This is a genomic window from Mesorhizobium sp. CNPSo 4684 (assembly GCF_057784315.1).
In genome coordinates this window covers 101551-118640 of the sequence record NZ_JBWLUX010000024.1, presented here as the reverse complement: position 1 = coordinate 118640, position 17090 = coordinate 101551, and the positions used below count along the sequence as shown (strand labels likewise).

At 63.7% G+C, this 17090-nt stretch carries 18 protein-coding genes; 11 read left to right on the top strand and 7 right to left on the bottom strand.

Going from position 1 to position 17090, the window contains the following annotated elements:
• Positions 1–39: 39 nt before the first annotated feature.
• Both asnB and AC04SG_RS22140 read left to right on the top strand, forming a co-directional pair.
• On the top strand, positions 40–1908 hold the full coding sequence (gene asnB, locus AC04SG_RS22145) for an asparagine synthase (glutamine-hydrolyzing) (protein WP_488552791.1): 1869 nt from the start codon (positions 40–42) through the stop codon (positions 1906–1908).
• A gap of 222 nt (positions 1909–2130) precedes the next feature.
• Positions 2131–3774: an MFS transporter gene (locus AC04SG_RS22140; RefSeq protein ID WP_488552790.1), complete on the top strand. Its 1644-nt coding sequence runs from the start codon at positions 2131–2133 to the stop codon at positions 3772–3774.
• A gap of 40 nt (positions 3775–3814) precedes the next feature.
• Here AC04SG_RS22140 and AC04SG_RS22135 read toward each other — a convergent pair whose 3' ends face one another.
• Entirely contained in the window at positions 3815–4429 is a 615-nt protein-coding gene (locus AC04SG_RS22135; RefSeq protein ID WP_488552789.1) for a TetR/AcrR family transcriptional regulator, read from the bottom strand.
• A 124-nt stretch (positions 4430–4553) separates the two neighbouring features.
• Here AC04SG_RS22135 and AC04SG_RS22130 point away from each other — a divergent pair, with 124 nt between their 5' ends.
• Positions 4554–5216, top strand: a complete 663-nt coding sequence (locus AC04SG_RS22130; protein WP_488552788.1) for a hypothetical protein — start codon at positions 4554–4556, stop codon at positions 5214–5216.
• Here the strand turns inward: AC04SG_RS22130 and AC04SG_RS22125 are convergent.
• A complete protein-coding gene (locus AC04SG_RS22125; protein WP_488552787.1) occupies positions 5165–7000 on the bottom strand; it encodes a chloride channel protein in 1836 nt (611 codons plus the stop codon). The two genes, AC04SG_RS22130 and AC04SG_RS22125, sit on opposite strands and share 52 nt — an antisense overlap.
• Before the next feature lie 234 nt (positions 7001–7234).
• Between AC04SG_RS22125 and AC04SG_RS22120 the strand changes: the two genes are divergently transcribed.
• Positions 7235–7543: a hypothetical protein gene (locus AC04SG_RS22120; RefSeq protein ID WP_488552786.1), complete on the top strand. Its 309-nt coding sequence runs from the start codon at positions 7235–7237 to the stop codon at positions 7541–7543.
• A 25-nt stretch (positions 7544–7568) separates the two neighbouring features.
• On the opposite strand, the gene AC04SG_RS22115 is transcribed toward AC04SG_RS22120, so the two are convergent.
• On the bottom strand, positions 7569–7868 hold the full coding sequence (locus AC04SG_RS22115; protein ID WP_436261219.1) for a putative quinol monooxygenase: 300 nt from the start codon (positions 7866–7868) through the stop codon (positions 7569–7571).
• A gap of 125 nt (positions 7869–7993) precedes the next feature.
• On the opposite strand from AC04SG_RS22115, the gene flhA reads away from it, so the two are divergent.
• The 3 genes from flhA to AC04SG_RS22100 are packed head-to-tail and all read left to right on the top strand — an operon-like array spanning position 7994 to position 11215.
• On the top strand, positions 7994–10081 hold the full coding sequence (gene flhA, locus AC04SG_RS22110; protein ID WP_192254471.1) for a flagellar biosynthesis protein FlhA: 2088 nt from the start codon (positions 7994–7996) through the stop codon (positions 10079–10081).
• A complete protein-coding gene (fliR, locus tag AC04SG_RS22105) occupies positions 10078–10830 on the top strand; it encodes a flagellar biosynthetic protein FliR (protein ID WP_203278554.1) in 753 nt (250 codons plus the stop codon). Before flhA ends, fliR begins: the two co-directional genes overlap by 4 nt.
• A gap of 1 nt (position 10831) precedes the next feature.
• Positions 10832–11215, top strand: coding sequence for a hypothetical protein (locus AC04SG_RS22100; RefSeq protein ID WP_488552785.1), 384 nt, complete (start codon positions 10832–10834; stop codon positions 11213–11215).
• A gap of 35 nt (positions 11216–11250) precedes the next feature.
• On the opposite strand, the gene AC04SG_RS22095 is transcribed toward AC04SG_RS22100, so the two are convergent.
• From AC04SG_RS22095 to AC04SG_RS22085, 3 genes are all read right to left on the bottom strand, one after another.
• A complete protein-coding gene (locus AC04SG_RS22095; protein WP_488552784.1) occupies positions 11251–12066 on the bottom strand; it encodes an oxidoreductase in 816 nt (271 codons plus the stop codon).
• A gap of 103 nt (positions 12067–12169) precedes the next feature.
• The gene (fabF, locus tag AC04SG_RS22090; protein WP_488552783.1) at positions 12170–13447 is read right to left on the bottom strand and encodes a beta-ketoacyl-ACP synthase II; all 1278 of its coding nucleotides are present in this window, start codon (positions 13445–13447) and stop codon (positions 12170–12172) included.
• 46 nt (positions 13448–13493) lie between these two features.
• Positions 13494–14072: a TetR/AcrR family transcriptional regulator gene (locus AC04SG_RS22085; RefSeq protein WP_488552782.1), complete on the bottom strand. Its 579-nt coding sequence runs from the start codon at positions 14070–14072 to the stop codon at positions 13494–13496.
• 243 nt (positions 14073–14315) lie between these two features.
• Between AC04SG_RS22085 and AC04SG_RS22080 the strand changes: the two genes are divergently transcribed.
• The 4 genes from AC04SG_RS22080 to AC04SG_RS22065 all read left to right on the top strand — a co-directional run bounded on the left by AC04SG_RS22080 (position 14316) and on the right by AC04SG_RS22065 (position 16374).
• A complete protein-coding gene (locus AC04SG_RS22080; protein ID WP_488552781.1) occupies positions 14316–14888 on the top strand; it encodes a rod-binding protein in 573 nt (190 codons plus the stop codon).
• 13 nt (positions 14889–14901) lie between these two features.
• The gene (locus AC04SG_RS22075) at positions 14902–15318 is read left to right on the top strand and encodes a hypothetical protein (protein WP_488552780.1); all 417 of its coding nucleotides are present in this window, start codon (positions 14902–14904) and stop codon (positions 15316–15318) included.
• A 28-nt stretch (positions 15319–15346) separates the two neighbouring features.
• Positions 15347–15895: a hypothetical protein gene (locus AC04SG_RS22070; RefSeq protein WP_488552779.1), complete on the top strand. Its 549-nt coding sequence runs from the start codon at positions 15347–15349 to the stop codon at positions 15893–15895.
• Positions 15896–16089: 194 nt separating this feature from the next.
• On the top strand, positions 16090–16374 hold the full coding sequence (locus AC04SG_RS22065) for an SCP2 sterol-binding domain-containing protein (RefSeq protein WP_192254487.1): 285 nt from the start codon (positions 16090–16092) through the stop codon (positions 16372–16374).
• Positions 16375–16461: 87 nt separating this feature from the next.
• Here AC04SG_RS22065 and AC04SG_RS22060 read toward each other — a convergent pair whose 3' ends face one another.
• Positions 16462–17025 carry a GNAT family N-acetyltransferase gene (locus AC04SG_RS22060; RefSeq protein ID WP_352556557.1) on the bottom strand — a complete coding sequence of 188 codons (564 nt, stop codon included), beginning with the start codon at positions 17023–17025 and terminating at the stop codon, positions 16462–16464.
• Between the last annotated feature and the right edge of the window lie 65 nt (positions 17026–17090).

Below are 17090 nucleotides of genomic sequence, written 5' to 3'. Positions count from 1 at the left end.
ATTGCGAGTCATGACCCAGGCAACATCGACCGGCAGGCCATGTGCGGAATAGCCGGCGTCTGGCGCAAGCGAAACCCGATCGACGCCAACGACCTGTCGGATGTCGTCCGCATGATGCAGGCGCTGGTGCATCGCGGCCCCGATGATCACGACAGCTGGAGCAACAACCGGCTGGCCCTCGGCCATCGCCGGCTGACCATCATCGACCCCTCGCCCGCCGCCCGCGAACCGATGCTGACCGCATCCGGCCAGGGCGTGCTTGTCTACAATGGCGAGGTCTACAACTACCGCTCGCTGCGCGAAACACTGCAGGCGCAAGGCCTGGTCTTTCGATCCATCAGCGATGCCGAAGTGGTGCTCGAAGCCCTGCATCACTGGGGTCCCGAAAAGGCCGTGCCGCTGTTCGACGGCATGTTTTCCTTCGCCTATTTCGACGCCCGCAACAGTGCGCTGTGGCTTGCTCGTGACCGTCTCGGCATCAAGCCGATGTCGGTAGCCGACATGCCGGATCGGTTCCTGTTTGCCTCCGAGGACAAGGCGATCCTCACTTGCAATGGTTTTCCGCGCGACATCGACAGCCGCGAGATGACCTTGCGGCTGGCCTGGCAGAGCCGCGATTCCAGCTACAGCCTGTTCGACCGCATCGAGCGCTTGCCGCCCGCCGGCCTGTGGAAGATCACCGACGGCGGTATCGAAAAGCGCCGCTTCTGGCATGTGCTGGACGCGCTGGAGACCGCGCGCATCACTGGCGACATGTCCTCTGACGCCGAGCACATGGCGACGCTCGAGGCGCTGCTTAAGGACAGCGTCGAGCTTCACTGCATCGCCGATACCGGCGTCGCCACGGCCTGCAGCAGCGGCGTCGATTCCGGCCTGATAACAGCGCTGGCAAGGCGGTTCAGGCCAGAGGTCCATGGTTATGTCGTCGACCCGCAGCTCGGCCGCAGCGAGGCCGAAGACGCCGAGCGCACCGGCCGCCATGTCGGTGTGCCCTTGCGCCGGGTGCCAGTCGACAGGGACCGTTTTTTCGACCTTTGGCCAAGGGTAATCTGGCATCTGGAAAGCGATGGCTGGCACGCCAGCCATGTCGGGCTGCTGGCGCTTGCCGAACAATGCCGGGTGGACGGCGTCAAGGTGTTGCTGACCGGTGAAGGCGCCGACGAATTGTTTGGCGGTTACCCACTACAGGCCTTGAGCCTGAAGATGTGGCGCCCCTGGTCGTGGCCCCGGCGTCTGTTGCATTCGAAGCGCTCGCTCGACCGAAGATTCGAGCATCAGCGCCGTGCGCCCTACAAGGTCTCGGCTGGAAGCCACTCACAAATGGAGCGCAACATGGTCCTGCGCGCCCTGTCGCCGGAGCTGAACTTCCTCCAGACAGAGACTTTCGACCGCTTGCAGCCGGTAGCGCCGCCCGCCGATCGTGCCTTCCTCGGACATTGCCTCTATGACCTCTATTCACATCTGCAGGACATCCTGCACCGGCACGACCGGCTGAGCATGGCGGCGTCCGTGGAGCTGCGGGTCCCGTTCCTGGAGAACCGGCTGATCGATTTCGCGATACATTTGCCGAGGCGGCATAAATACCGCGACAAAACAGGAAAATGGCTTTTGCGGAAGGTCGCGCAAAAGCATATTCCGCGCCAGAACGTCCAGGCGCGCAAGATCGGCTTCGAGATATCGTCCGAATTTTCGGCCGGCACCGAGACTTTGCTGCGCGGCGGTTTCCTGCGCGATGCCATGAAGTGGCCCACAGCCAGCGTGGAGGACATGATCCGGTTCGCGCGGCGCGAAGAACCTTCCAGGCTGCGGCTTGTCGGCATGGAGCTTTTCCTGCGCCTTCACGCCGGCGGCGAGACGACCGGCCGGCTCACCGATGCCCTGCATGCCGCCGCCCGCGACAGAAGCTGACTTCGCCCCGGCCGATCCCCCGGCGCGGTGGACCAACGAGAACATTGCCCTGGGCAGCGAACCCTTGCCGGCTGACGTATTTTCGCCTTGCTACCCTGTTGTTGGACCATGATCTTTTTCGAAGGTGCGTTCGCCCTTTTGGATGTCGTACTCTATTTCAAACGGATGCCATGATTGTCGTCCCGGCGGGCGAAACCAGCGCATGAAGGTGGGACAGGTCTGATGATCGATGACGAGCCGGACAGCGAACGCGTCTCGGCGCTGGCGCCGTTCCGGCATGGTATTTTTCGCGCCGTCTGGTCGGCCAGCCTGGTGTCGAATTTCGGTGGCCTGATCCAGGGCGTCGGCGCCGCCTGGATGATGACCACCATCGCAACCTCGCCCTACCAGGTGGCGCTGGTCCAGGCCTCGACCACTCTGCCGATCATGCTGTTTGCGCTCGTCGCCGGCGCCATTGCCGACAGCTTCAACCGGCGCAAGGTGATGCTGATCGCCCAGGTCTTCATGCTGGTCGTCTCTGCACTTCTAACGCTGTTCACCTGGAACGGCTGGATGACGCCGTGGACGCTGCTTGCCTTCACCTTCCTGATCGACAGCGGCACGGCGCTCAACAACCCGTCCTGGCAGGCATCGGTCGGCGACATGGTGCCGCGCAACAAGCTGCCGGCGGCTGTGGCGCTGAATTCGCTCGGCTTCAACCTGACCCGCAGCGTCGGCCCGGCGATCGGCGGTATCATCGTTGCCGCTGCGGGTGCGGCCGCGGCCTTTGCCGCCAATGCGCTGAGCTATATCGGCCTCATCATCGTGCTCTTCCGCTGGAAGCCGGATCTGCCGGTCTCGTCGCTGCCGCGCGAGACGCTGGGCGCTGCCATGGGCGCCGGCCTGCGCTATGTCGCCATGTCGCCCAACATCGGCAAGGTGCTGGTCAGGGGCTCGGCCTTCGGCTTCAGCGCCGGCGCTGTGCTGGCGCTGCTGCCGCTGGTGGCGCGCGACGTCGTCAAGGGCGATGCCTTGACCTACGGCATCATGCTCGGCGCCTTCGGCATCGGCGCCGTCGGCGGTGCGCTGATCAGCGTGCGTCTGCGGCAATTGCTGTCCAGCGAGACGATGGTGCGCATGGCCTTCGCCGGCTTCGCCGTCTGCGCCCTCAACGCCGCAATCAGCCACAATGCCTGGCAGACATCAGCGGGCCTCCTCATTGGCGGCGCCTGTTGGGTGATCGCCCTGTCCCACTTCAACGTCACCGTGCAGATGTCGACGCCGCGCTGGGTCGTCGGCCGGGTGCTGTCGGTCTACCAGACGGCGACCTTCGGCGGCATCGCGCTGGGCAGCTGGATCTGGGGCGTCGTTGCCGATGCGCATGGCGCCGAAACCGCGCTCATTGCAGCAAGCATCGCAATGCTCGTCGGCGGCGCAATCGGCCTGCTCCTGCCCTTGCCGCAGCAGACCGCGCTCAACCTCGACCCGCTCAACCGCTTCAAGGAGCCGCATCTCGGCCTCGACCTAAAGCCACGCAGCGGCCCGATCGCCATCATGATCGAGTATGTCATTCGCGACGAGGACGTGCCCGAATTCCTCGCCACCATGGCCGAGCGCGGCCGCATCCGCCGCCGCGACGGCGCCCGCAACTGGACGCTCGCGCGGGATCTGGAAAACCCATCCGTGTGGATCGAGCACTACCACACGCCGACCTGGCTGGAATATATCCGCCACAACCGGCGCGCCACCCATGCCGACGCCGTCGTCACCGAACGGGTGCGGGCGCTGCACAGCGGCGACGAACCGCCGCGCGTGCGCCGCCTGATCGAGCGCCCGACGACCGCCGGCACCGCGCTGGTCTCGCCAAAGGGCCCGATCGAGCACTAGACTAGACCGGTCTCGGCGTGGCCAACGAAGATCGGCCTGCCTATTTTGCCAGCAAGGCGAGAAAATCATCGAGGCTTTGCTGCATCAGCGACTCGGCTTTTTCGGCGCCACCCCATTGGGCAAACTGACCATCGATCCACATGCGGGCGAGACCGTAGACCAGCGCACGTGCCTGCAGCGGAACGCCCTCGATGTCGGCTTTCCGTAACTGCCCGGCCGCGCGCGCGTCCTCCAGCATTCGCACCATCAGATTGCGGATTTCTTCATTGAGCCCGACAAGCGTCTCGGAGGCATCGAAATCGATCGCCCGGCGCATCGAGATAATCTCGAAATGCGTCGGGTTGTCGATCACCCAGCGCAGATAGGCGACCCCCAGCGCCCGAAAGCGCGACAGCGGGTCAAGCCGTTCTGCTTTGTCGAGCTCGACCGAAATCCCGGCGCGAAACCGGCGCATCGCCTCTTCGGCCACAGCGGTCATCAGCGCGGTCTTGGTCGGAAAATGCCGGAACGGCGCTCCTGATGACACGCCGGCCCGCTTGCCGGCTTCACGCACTGTCACCTGATCGACGCCATCCTCCCTGGCAATGGCAAGGGCGGCGTCAATTAACGCCTGCCGTAGACTGCCGTGATGATAGGTCTTGCGTTGCGTCGTCATGCCCCTGTCCCCAGCCTTCCCGTCATCACAATCCCGCGATTAATGCAAGCACGACTTACTTCCGGATTGCAACGGCAGCCGATTAATGTAAGTAGTGATTACATAATCTGATCGGGAGGACTCCATGGACACCGTCGTACCAACCCTTGCAACCAAGGCAACGAGCCGCTGGTGGCTGTTCTGGCTTTTGGCCGCGATCATTCTTGCCCTGTCCGGGCTTGTCGCATTTCGCGGCGATTTCTCGGTCGAATCCGTCCGTGGGGTCGTGCGGCTCACCGCCCAGACGTCGCTCATCCTGTTCTGCATCGCCTTTTCGGCATCGGCGCTCGCGCGCCACCTGCCAAGTGCATCCACGCTGTTCCTGCGCCGCCATCGGCGCCAGACCGGACTGGCCTTTGCTTTTTCGCACGGCGTCCATGCGGTCGCCCTGTTCGTTTTCGCGCAGACGAGTCCGGATCAGTTCGACGACGCCACCGATACGGCGATGTTCGTCTTCGGCGGCCTTGCCTATCTGTTCATCATTGCCATGGCCGCGACGTCCTTCGATCGCACGGCTGCGTGGCTCGGACCACGCGCGTGGCGCATCCTTCACACCGTCGGCGGCTACGACATATGGCTCACATTTCTGATTGCCGAGGGCAAACGCGCAGTCCACGACGTCTACTATTGGCCCTATGTGGCTCTTCTCATCGCCGTCATGGCCATTCGCTGGTGGGAAAAGGCAGTCGGTAGGCACTACTCCTCGCCGGACAGGTCGCGCCGCGCCTTGTCGAGTTCTTCGGCATAGCGCCGCATCAGATGGCTCTCGGTGAGCAGGCCGAGCACGACGCGGTTGTCGAAATCCTCGACCACGGCCAGTTCCTCGGCGCCGGCGCGCTGAAAGGTTTCGGCGGCGGACTGGACGTTCATGGTCGGCACCAGCACCGCATCCGTGAATTTGGCCAGCGCCAACACCGGCGCCTCGCCGTCGGACGGGTCGCTATGCAGTTCCGCGACGATCAGCACGCCGACATAATGCTGGTCCTCATCGACGGCGATGACGCGCTGCGCCGAGCCCAGCGGCACATCCTTGCGGAACGCGGCAAGCGTCTTTGCGGCATCGACCGTGCGAACATCCTGGCGCATCATTTTTCCGACCGTCAGATTGCGCATCCAGCCGACATCATGAGCGCTGCGGATGGTCTCGCCGCGCAGGTGAAAACGCCAGGTAGAGAAGGAGTAGCCGAAGGTTTCGCGCACCAGGATCGCCGCCATCAGCGAGGCCGCCAGCACGACGCCGGTCAACGTCAGGTCGCGGGTCGATTCCAGCGCCAGGAAGGTCATGGTCAGTGGCCCGCCGACGACGCCCACGGCAAGCGACGTCATGCCGACAACGGCGGCGACGGAAGAGTCGATGCCGGTCGCCGGCGAGATGATCGCCATCACGCCCGCAAAGGCCTTGCCGAGCAGCGCGCCGAGGAAGAGCGAGGCAAAGAACAGGCCGCCGCGAAAGCCGGAGCCGAGCGAGATCGCCGACGCCGCGAGCTTCAGCACGAAGACGGTGGCGACGACGGCGAGGCCGTAATTCATCGCGAATTCGCGATGCAGCGCACCATGGCCTGAGGACAGAACCTGCGGCGTGATCAGCCCGAGCAGCCCGACGGCGGCGCCGCCGATGACCGGGCGAAGCGAACCGTCGATTGCCAGACGCGCGAAGCCACGCTCGACCAGGCTGACCAGATGCATGATGGCGATGGAGGCCGCACCGCCCAGCAACCCGAGCAGCAGGAACGGCAGATACTGGCTGGCGGTCAGCTCCGGCAAGCCGGAGAGTTCCATCGGAAACGGCACGACGCCGAACATCTCGGCGGTCAGCGACGCGCAGATCGCGGCAGTCATCACCGGAGCGACATTGGCGACCGAATAGATGCCGATGATCAGCTCGAAGCCGTAAAAGGCGCCGGTCAGCGGCGCATCGAAGGCAGCGGCGATGGCGCCGGCCGCGCCACAGCCGACCAGGATGCGCACATCGTTGCGGCGTAGCCTGAACGCACGCGCCAGCCGCGACGCCAGGCCGGAGCCGACCTGCGTGTAGCCGGCCTCCAGGCCGACCGAAGCGCCGAAGCCGCTGGAGATCATCGTCTGCCCGGCGATGATGAAGGTGTCGGTAAGCGACATGCGTCCGCCGTACAGCGCATTGGCCTCGATCGGGTCGACCGGGGTGCGGAATTTCCGCTTCCGCAGCCAGATCACCGTGAGGCCGAGCAGGATGCCGCCGATCGCCGGAATCAGCGCCTGGAACGGGCTTTGCAGGGAAAACATCCCCGACAGCCGGCCGCCGGGTTGGACGCTGAACAAAAGGAAATGCAGGCCCTGCACGGCCTCGCTCATGCCGGTGACCAGCACTGCCGAGATCACCCCGACGGCACCGGCCAGGGCAACGATGACAATGCCGCGCGCCTCGAGCAGCGGGACCGATCGGATCAGCACCGCGCGCAGGCGACGGGCATAGACCTGGGGTTCATTAGGCAACGGAGCGGCTCGCCGGGTGCGAGGGATGAAAGCTGCCGTGGCTGATACGCCCGGCGGCATTGCGTGGCAATCGCAATGCCGACTGCTTGTGGCGCCATTTTGGCGTTGCGGCGAGCCGCGAAAGACGGCAGCTCCTTCGCCCAGGCGAGCAAGCCGGCCGACCTTGACCGCACTGCCGATCAGCCAGGCTCGCCGCCCCGCTTCAGTCCCTTGCGGGCTATATGAGCGGTCGCTTACGCAATCGACGCAACTATGGTATTTTTGCCCGTCTCTATTTCCCTCGAGGAGGAGAACATGAGTGCGCGGGGATTTTTTTCATTAGCTGTTGGCATGATTTTCTTGAGCTCGTCTGCCGTAAGCAATTCAAGCGTGGATATGCCGGTTAGGTCTGTGTCACACCCGACGTCTCTTTTGTCGGGAGGCAATCCGGAAAACCAAAGCCGACCGGCAAAGGAATTTATCCAGACTGCACAACAAGATGTCTGCTGTCCTGGCGGCTATCCTTGGTATCGCAATTCGACAAACACCTGCTACGGCAGCTATGAAGATTGCCACGATACCGATGGCGGCGGTTGGTCCTGCAGACAGGTCAATGCCTGCTAGGCCATCTCCAGCTGTTGCCTAGTCCTCAAGTCGGCTTGGGCTCGCCGGCCTCATAAAGCATGAGGTTGCGCTCGCCGATGCCGAGCGCTGCCCAGCTCGCCCGCCAGTCGGCGATGTGCGGCGAGCGGAAATGCGCGTCGAGCGCTTCCCTGTCGCTCCACACCTCCGTGACATGGATGAGCCCGGCGTCGAGCACGTCCTGCGCATAGGAATAGTCGATGCAGCCGGGTTCAGTGCGGCTGCCCAAGATCATGCGCTGCATGGCCGGCCTTGCTTCGTCGAGCCTCTCCGCCGGCAGTCGGATGGTACCGATGATCACCAGCATGATCGTTCTCCTCAAGGCCTCTGTCTTCGCGGCAAGTAACCAGTCCTCCCACCCTCGCGCAAGCTTGGCCGGTTAGGCTCGAAGGGCTGCCCTCATGTTCGGGCAGTCCATGGCTCGGGGACGATATGGCGATCAGCGAAAGCTTAGCGACGGGAACAGTGGCCAAGAACGGCCGCGATGTCTTCTTCGCCATCGGCATCGTCATCATCCTGGCCGTGCTGTTCCTGCCGATCCCGGCCTTCCTCATCGACATCGGACTCGCTTTCTCGATCGCGCTGTCGGTGCTGATCCTGATGGTGGCGCTGTGGATCCAGCGGCCACTCGATTTCTCGTCCTTCCCGACCGTGCTGCTCATCGCCACCATGCTGCGGCTATCCCTCAACATCGCCACCACGCGCATGATCCTGTCGCACGGCAATGAGGGCACGCACGCCGCCGGCTATGTCATCGCCGGTTTTTCCAAACTGGTGATGGCCAGCGATTTCGTCATCGGCCTGATCGTCTTCATGATCCTTATCGTGGTCAACTTCATCGTCATCACCAAGGGCGCCACCCGTATCGCCGAAGTCGGCGCCCGCTTCACCCTCGATGCCATCCCCGGCAAGCAGATGTCGATCGACGCCGATCTGTCGGCCGGCATGATCGACGACAAGACCGCGCAACTGCGCCGCCGCGAACTGGAGGAAGAATCCTCCTTCTTCGGCTCGATGGACGGCGCCTCGAAATTCGTCCGCGGCGACGCCATCGCCGGCCTGATCATCACCGCCATCAACATCGTCGGCGGCATCGCCATCGGCTATATCAGGCACGGCATGGGCATGGGCGAAGCCGCCGACGTGTTCATCAAGCTGTCGGTCGGCGACGGCCTCGTCACCCAGATTCCGGCGCTGATCGTATCGCTCGCCGCCGGCCTGCTGGTCTCCAAGGGCGGCACGCGCGGCTCGACCAACCAGGCGGTGTTCGGCCAGCTCGGCGCCCATCCGCGCGCGCTCTACGTCGCGGCCTCGCTGCTCGTCCTGCTCGGCCTGATGCCCGGCCTGCCGTTCTTCCCGTTCTTCACGCTGGCCGCCGGCATGGCCGGCCTCGGCTACGTCATCCCGATGCGTGCCAACCGTGAGGCTGCCGCCGTCGAAGCGCTCAAGGACCAGGAAAAGGCCAACAAGGTCGAGGAGGAGAAAAACTCGGTCAAGGCTTCGCTCACCACCGCCGAGATCGAACTTTTGATCGGCAAGCAGCTGTCGACGCGGCTGCTGGTGTCGCACCAGGAACTGGTCTTCCGCATGGCCAAGATGCGCAAGAAGTTCGCCACGCAATACGGCTTCGTCGTGCCGGAAGTGCGCGTCGCCGACGATTTCGGCATCCCGCCGAAGAGCTACCAGATCAAGGTCCATGGCACCGTCGTCGCCGAATACCAGATGCGTGTCGGCGAGATCATGGTGCTGCTCGGCACCCGCGACCTGCCCGACGTTCCCGGCGAGGAAATCCGTGAGCCGGCCTTCGGCATGCGCGCCTTCTCGGTGCTCGAAACCTTTGCCGAGGATCTGAAGCGCGAGAACTACACTTTTGCCGACAATATGTCGGTGCTGCTCACCCATCTGTCCGAGGTGATCCGTAACAACCTGCCGCAGCTTCTGTCCTACAAGGACATGAAGGCGCTGCTCGAACGCCAGGATCCGGAATACCGCAAGCTCGCCGACGAGATCTGCACCTCGCACATCTCCTATCCCGGCCTGCAGGCGGTGCTGAAACTGCTGCTCGCCGAGCGCGTCTCGATCCGCAATCTGCACCTGATCATCGAGGCCATCGCCGAGATCGCGCCGCATGTGCGCCGCACCGAGCAGATCGTCGAGCATGTCCGCATCCGCATGGCGCAGCAGATCTGCGGCGATCTCTCCGAAGGCGGCATGCTCAAGGTGCTGCGCCTCGGCAACCGCTGGGACCTCGCCTTCCACCAAAGCCTCAAGCGCGACGCCAAGGGCGAGGTGCGCGAATTCGACATCGACCCGCGCCAGCTCGAGGAATTCGGCCAGGACGCGACCAAGGCGATCCGCAAACATCTCGAGGCCGGCGAGCGTTTCGTTCTCGTCACCGCCCCCGATGCCCGGCCCTATGTGCGCATGATCATCGAGCGCCTGTTCACCACCCTGCCGGTGCTCTCCCATGTCGAAATCGCCAAGGGCGTCGAGATCAAGGTGCTCGGGACGATCTCGTGAACATACTGTCGCAAGGCGTCGTCATCGCCGCCTTCCTCGCCTTCTGCCGCATCGGCGCCTGCTTCATGCTGATGCCGGGCCTGTCCAGCGCCCGCGTACCGGTCCAGGTGCGGCTGTTCGTGTCGATCGCCGCCACCGGTGGCCTGCTCGCCTTCCTGTGGGACAAGATTTTTCCCTTCGTCGATGCGCGTCCGCAGGTGCTGGCGCCGATGATCATTTCCGAACTGCTTGTCGGCGGGCTGATCGGCGCCATGACCAGGCTCTACATGGAGGCGCTGCGCTTCATGGGCTCGGCCATCGCCATGCTGATCGGCTATGGCGGCACCGGCGGCCCCGCAATCGAGGAGCCGGAACCGCAGGCGGCCCTTGCCGCCATCATCTCGTTTTCGGCGCTGCTGCTGCTCTTCGTTTTCGATTTCGACCACGAGATCATTCGCGCGCTGGTTGCCTCCTACACGGTGGCGCCGGTCAACGTCTTCTTCAACCCGCAGGCCGCCCTGGTCGATCTCACCGACACGGTGTCGGACGCCTTCTTCCTGGTCCTCCGGCTCGGCAGCCCGTTCGTCGCCTATGCCATTCTGGTCAACCTGACGATCGGCTTCGTCAACAAGCTGACGCCGCAGATCCCGGTCTATTTCATCTCGCTGCCCTTCGTCATTGCCGGCGGCATGATCATCTTCTACTTCGCCATCGGCACCATGCTGTCGCTGTTCGTCGACGGCTTCGTCGACCTGACGCTGGCGAGGTGAGATGACAACGCGCAAGGAACGGCTGAAGAAGCTGGTCCAGGTGCAGGAGCAGCTGAAGGCGCTGCACGAGACCCGCCACGCTAGTTTCCTGGCGGCGGCGGCATCCGCCGAGACCGAGGCCAAGGAACTGGTCCAGCATTTCGACGCCGACGGGTCGATGGCGGTCCTGTTTCCCGACCTTTACCATCGCCGCATCGCCAACGCGCTGGTGCGCCAGGAATCCAGCCTGGAAAGCGCCAAGCGGGAGGTCGGGCTGATCGCCACCGCGACGGCGCGCACCAACATGGTCGAGCGCGCCTACAAGGACGTGCGCCGCCAGGACGAGCGCGAACGCTCCGACCGCGACCGGTTGGATCTGATCGCCCAGAAGCGGGGGCAGGAGTAGGCGGCGAGAGTCTTTGCTTTCTTGATGTCCTTTCGTCAGACCGGGAGCCCGAGCTGCTTTCGCAGGCTTTTGTCGAATGCGGACGCGGGGACGAAACGGCGCAGGAGACTGACCTGGCGCGCCATTTTTCCCGCCGCGTAGCGTTTCTTCGGAGTGGGATCGATCGCAGCGGCCAAAACGGTCTGGGCTACCACTTCGGGCGCATCGCCTTTTTCCATCGCTTTCCGCACGGCTACAGTCATGCCAGCGCGGGCGGAATCATAAATATCAAGCAACTGATCGGGGGCGGCGAGATTGTCCTCGAATGACGTGCGGGTATAGGCGGGCTCCACCAACGAAACGCGAATGCCGAACGGGCGCAATTCGTGATCGAGCGATTCGGAATAGCCTTCGACGGCATGTTTGGTCGACGAATAAAGCGCGAAATAGGGGGCGGGGATAAACCCCTGGACCGAACTCAAATTAACGATTCTGCCCTTTCCTTGGCGTCGCATTGCCGGCAGGATCGCGTTGGTCACGCGGAAAACGCCGAAGACATTCACTTCGAACAGCGCCTGAGCCTGTGCGATTGAGGACTCCTCCGCGCCGCCAAACAGACCCATACCGGCATTGTTGACAAGCAGGTCGATGCGTCCGGTCTTGGCCAGAACGTCATCGACCATTTTCGCAACGGACGCGTCGTCGGTCACGTCGCAGGTCAGCATGGTAACGCCGTCGGATTGTTTGGAGGCCGTGCGACGGCTGGTTCCGAATACGTGAAAGCCGGCGTTCCGTAGGGTGTCGGCGGTTGCGCGTCCGATGCCGGAGGATGCCCCTGTGACGAGGGCGACGCCAGGATTGGTCTTGTTCATGGAAATCATTTCCTTCTTTGCGTTGGATCGGAGTTGGAGAAGCATGAAAGGTCGGAGCGGTCGGAGCAGAGGGCGGCAGTCATGACTGCCTCTGGCGCTCGCGTCAGGCTACCGGGTGGTTCCAGCGCCTGAACAAGGCGCTGGCATTCACGCCGCCAAAGCCGAATCCATTGGAGATCGCGTACTCCATCTCCACTGGCCGGGGCTCGTTTGCGACGAAGTCGATTCCGTCGCCGGCCGGATCGGCCGCGCCCAGATTGAGGGTCGGCGGGGCGACCTGATCCCTGAGCGCCCGGATCGCGAAGATGGCACCAAGCCCGCCAGCCGCGCCCAGCAGGTGTCCGGTCGCCGATTTCGTTGCGCTGACTGCTATCGCGTAATCGCGCCCGAACACGCTCTTGATTGCCTCGATCTCACCCAGGTCGCCTACTGGCGTGGAGGTCGCATGCGCATTGAGATGGCGAACCTCGCGCGGCGAAATCCCTGCTTGCGCAATTGCGATCTCCATGGCTCGGCGCGCACCGTCGCCGTCCTCAGGACCAGAAGTGACGTGGTGAGCATCCGCGGTCGTCCCGTAGCCGACGAGCTCGGCGAGCGGTTTTGCGCCGCGCGCCAGCGCATGCCTCAATTCCTCGATGACCAGAATGCCGGCTCCTTCGCCCATGACGAAGCCGTCGCGCGACTTGTCGAACGGTCGGGAGGCCTCATCAGGACGGTGATTAAAGGAGGTCGAAAGAGAGCGTGCCGCGGCAAACCCACCGAGGCTGACGATATTCATGCATGCTTCCGTCCCACCGCACACGGCAATATCGGCTTCATTGGCGCGAATAAGACGAGCCGCATCGCCGATCGCCTGGATGCCGGCCGCGCACGCCGTCACCGGCGCGCCGAGTGGGCCTTTGAAGCCGTGGCGGATCGAGATGTGGCCTGCAGCAAGATTCACCAGGAAGGACGGCACCGTAAAGGGCGACAGGCGGCGGACGCCACGCAGGTCGACGGTGCGCACCGCCTCGGTGATGGCGGGAAATCCGCCGATCCCTGAAGCGATGATCGTGGCCGTGCGCAGGCGGTCCGTTTCCGAGCCCGGCTTCCATTTTGCCTGCACAAGCGCCTCTTCCGCCGCCGCCAGCGCAAAGAGAATGAACCGATCTACCTTGCGCTGATCCTTCGGCGGCAGGACGGCATCCGGATCGAAACCAGCGTCCGGATCTTCTTCTATGGAGGGCACCACCCCGCCGACCTTCGCGGGCAGGTCGCCCACCACATCGTCCGGAAGCCTCCGGATGCCCGAGCGGCCGGCCAGGAGACGCGACCAGGACGCTTCAACATCGGCAGCAAGGGGCGTGACCGCCCCCATGCCTGTAACCACAATCCGTCGCATCTATTCTCCTATCACTTGGGTGCGCCGACAGCGCTGTCCACACCGCTCAAGCAGTGACTGCTTCGCGAACCTGGTCGGTCGCCGCATTCAGAAAAGCCTGCGCGAGGCCCAGGTCGTTGACGACCCGCGAGAGCAGCACCGCGCCGACCATTGTCGAGAGAATGGCCATGGCGTTGCCGCCGGCCTCGTCGCCGTCGGCCTCGCCAACCCAACTGCCGAGCATCTCAAGGTACTCCTTGATCCCGGCTTCGAATGACGCCTTCACGTCGGCACCCTGTCTGGCAGCATCCGAGCCGAGTGCAACGACCGGGCAGCCGTCCATCTTTTCTTCGCGATGATCCATGCTGAGATAGAACGAGATCACTGCGTCGAGCGGATTCTCGGGGTTTGCTGCTGTTGCGGCCGACCACCGGTGGGTGGCGCTCTCCATCGCCCGCCTTGATGCCTGCGCAGCCAAGTCGTCCTTTGACGCGAATTGCTTGTAAAAGGCGCCTTGGGTCAGTCCGGCACCCTTCATCAGATCCTTGAGGCCGATGCCGTCAAAGCCTCGCTCCCGAAAAAGACGGCTTGCCACATTGATCACGGCTTGGCGGTTTTCCGCAGCTTGGGTCCGACTCACGCGCATCGTCATCTCCGGTTTTTAGATTACGTGCATAATCTATACCTCATATAGAGTGTGAACGCAATCTATTGCGGCTCGAGCGATTAAGCCGACTGCGGATGAGATCTATGAGGTTTCGACGGAGGAACTGGAACGACGACCAGTTTAGGCTGCCAACACGCCTGCATTCCGCCCTCTCCCGCGCAAGCCTGCCACAAGCTTGTTGCGGCATGGTCGCTCAGGAAACCCGGCAAAGAGGCGGACTTCTTGGCGATTTCTCCACCCAGTGACATCGTTCTCGATGTTGCCCGAGCCGTCGACCCGACGGATATCGAGGCTGCCCGTGCCGCGCTCACCAAGCGGGCCAATGGCGTTGGCGGTACTTTCTCTGTCGACATGGCGGCTTCGGTCGACGCCGGTTCGATCCTGTCGCGCGCCACGGCCGACAAGGCCGCTACAGGCGCCGATCCCGCCAACAAGTTCAAGAAGTTCGAGGCGATGGTCCTGCAGACCTTCATCCAGAACATGCTGCCCAAGGACACCGAGGGCGTTTACGGCAAGGGGCTGGCCGGCGACATGTGGAAATCGCAGCTGGCCGAGCGCGTGGCCGACGTCATGGCCGAGCGCGGCGGCATCGGCATCGCCAAATCGCTGCTGGCCGACCATTACAAGGACGGCAAGCGCACCGTGCCGATCGGCCCAGTGTCAACCGGGCCGCACAAGACCGAGATCGACCAGCAGACCCGGCTCTCCACCTCGCTGGTCGAGGAATTGCAGCGCAAGGCCGCACGGTCGATGACCGGCGACGAGACGACCATCAAAACCGACATCAAGATCTAGACCAGGATTTTCAATGGCCGATTTTTCAAAATTCTCTTCCAACCTGCCGGCACGTACTTCCGAGGCGCCGATCCCCCTTGCACGGCCGGGCAACCTAGCCGCCATCATCGGCCGCATCGAGGAGGCGGTCGAGGAAGAGACGGCGGGTCTGAAGAACGACACAAGCTATGACCTCAAGGCCTCGAACGCCCGCAAGAGCCGCTACCTCTACGAGCTGACCCGCGCCATGAAGGGCGCCAACGAGATCGAGTTCCTGGAAGAGCACCGCGACAGCCTGGCGCGGCTGCGCCAGAAGCTGGCGAAGAACGAGGCTGCGATCCTCGCCCACCTCAACGCGGTCAACGAGGTCGCGACGCTGTTGAAGAACGCCATCCAGCGCGCCGAAGCCGACGGCACCTACTCGGCCGGCGAATTCGGATGGGCGAGCTGATGATCTCGACGACAGGCGGGAACAGCCGGTGATCAAATTCATCGCCGCCGCGATCTGGATTTGCGCCGCCACGCTGGGCGCCGTGTTCTATTCGTTCCAGGCGGCCGGCGAGCGCGGCGTCGGCGAAACGCCGAAGCCGATGCTGGGCGGTCTCGACTACGTCAAGACCGACATCATCTCGGTGCCGCTGATCCGCAATTCCAGGATCGACGGCTATTTCCTCACCAAGCTCGTCTACACGGTCGAGCCGGCCGAGATAAAGAAGATGTCGATCCCGGCCGAAGCGCTGATGACCGATCAGGTCTATTCCTATCTCTACTCCAACCCGCAAATCGACTTCACCAAGAAGGAAACCATCGATCTCGATGTCTTCCGCAAGGCCATACGCGACACCGTCAATGCCCGCGTCGGCGCCGACCTGGTGCACGAAGTGCTGATCGACCAGGTCAACTTCCTGACCAAGGACGAGATCCGCGACAACGCCATGCGCCGCCGCAAGGACCCGGCCACGCCGACCGAAACGGCCGCGGCGGAATCGGCCCAGGGCGAGCCGGCCAAACCGGCCGCCGAGCACTGACCCCACCGCAGGAGGGAATGTTCCCTTCGCCTTTGTCCCTTCCGACTGAAACGAGATGACGCACCGCGTTGACGTTTACGTCAACTCGAAGCTATATGCGCCAAGCGACCAGGATCGCGGCACGCGCGAGAGAGCGACTTCGGCAGAGGCCGGCACTGACGCGTGGCAAAACGCAACGAGACGAGGAGAACAGCATGGGCGTTCAGGAGATTGCCGAGAAGATCAAGTCGCGCGTGGCGAGCGCCGGTTTTGAACACTCGGTGAAGTTCGATACCGGCAGCGACGGCGTCATCGTCATCGACGGCGCAACCATTTCGACTACCGACGCACCGACCGACTGCACCGTCAAACTGTCGCTCGACGATCTGGATTCGCTGATCGCCGGCGACCTCAACCCGACCATGGCGTTCATGTCCGGCAAGATAAAGGTCGAAGGCGACATGACGGTCGCCATGGCGCTCAGCCAGCTGCTCGGCTGATCCCGTCGCAACAGCAAAACGCCGCCCATCAGGCGGCGTTTTGCTTTTGTCGACCCCAGGCTTTTGCGCCCTAGAAAGCCGAAGGCTTTACGCCGCGAAGGTCAGCGGCAGCGCCTTGAGCTTGCGCCCGGCCGCCTTCACCGTGCCGTGCGCGCCGTCGAGCGCGCCCTCGACCAGCTCCAGCGCCAGCAGGCGGTGCCGCTCGTACGGACCTGGCATCGCCAGCGCGCCCGTCTTGTCAGCCGAAAAGCCGAAGCGACCATAGTAAGGCGCATCGCCGACCAGCAGGATCGCAGCATGGCCGAGACGCGCGGCCTCGGCCAGCGCATGGCGCATCAGCGCCGAGCCGATGCCGGCATTCTTTAGCGCCGGGTCAACGGCAAGCGGGCCGAGCAGCAGCGCTGCCGGACCGCCCTCGCCCACCCTCACATCCCACAGCCGCACGGTGCCGACAACCGCGCCCGCCGCATCGCGCACGACAAAGGCGAGGCCTTCGGAAGGCCGGCGGCCGCGCCGCAGCTTCTCCGACGATTTCTTGCGCCGCATCGGGCCCATGGCATCGTCAAGCAGTGCCTCGCGCGATGCAATGTCGGCCGCAGTTTCAGCGACGATGACAATGGCGCGGCTATTCTCCCCCCTCGAGGGGGAGATGTCGCCGAAGGCGACAGAGGGGGTCGCCGCGCGTGAAGCGCCAACGCCTCTTATCGCAAAAGAAG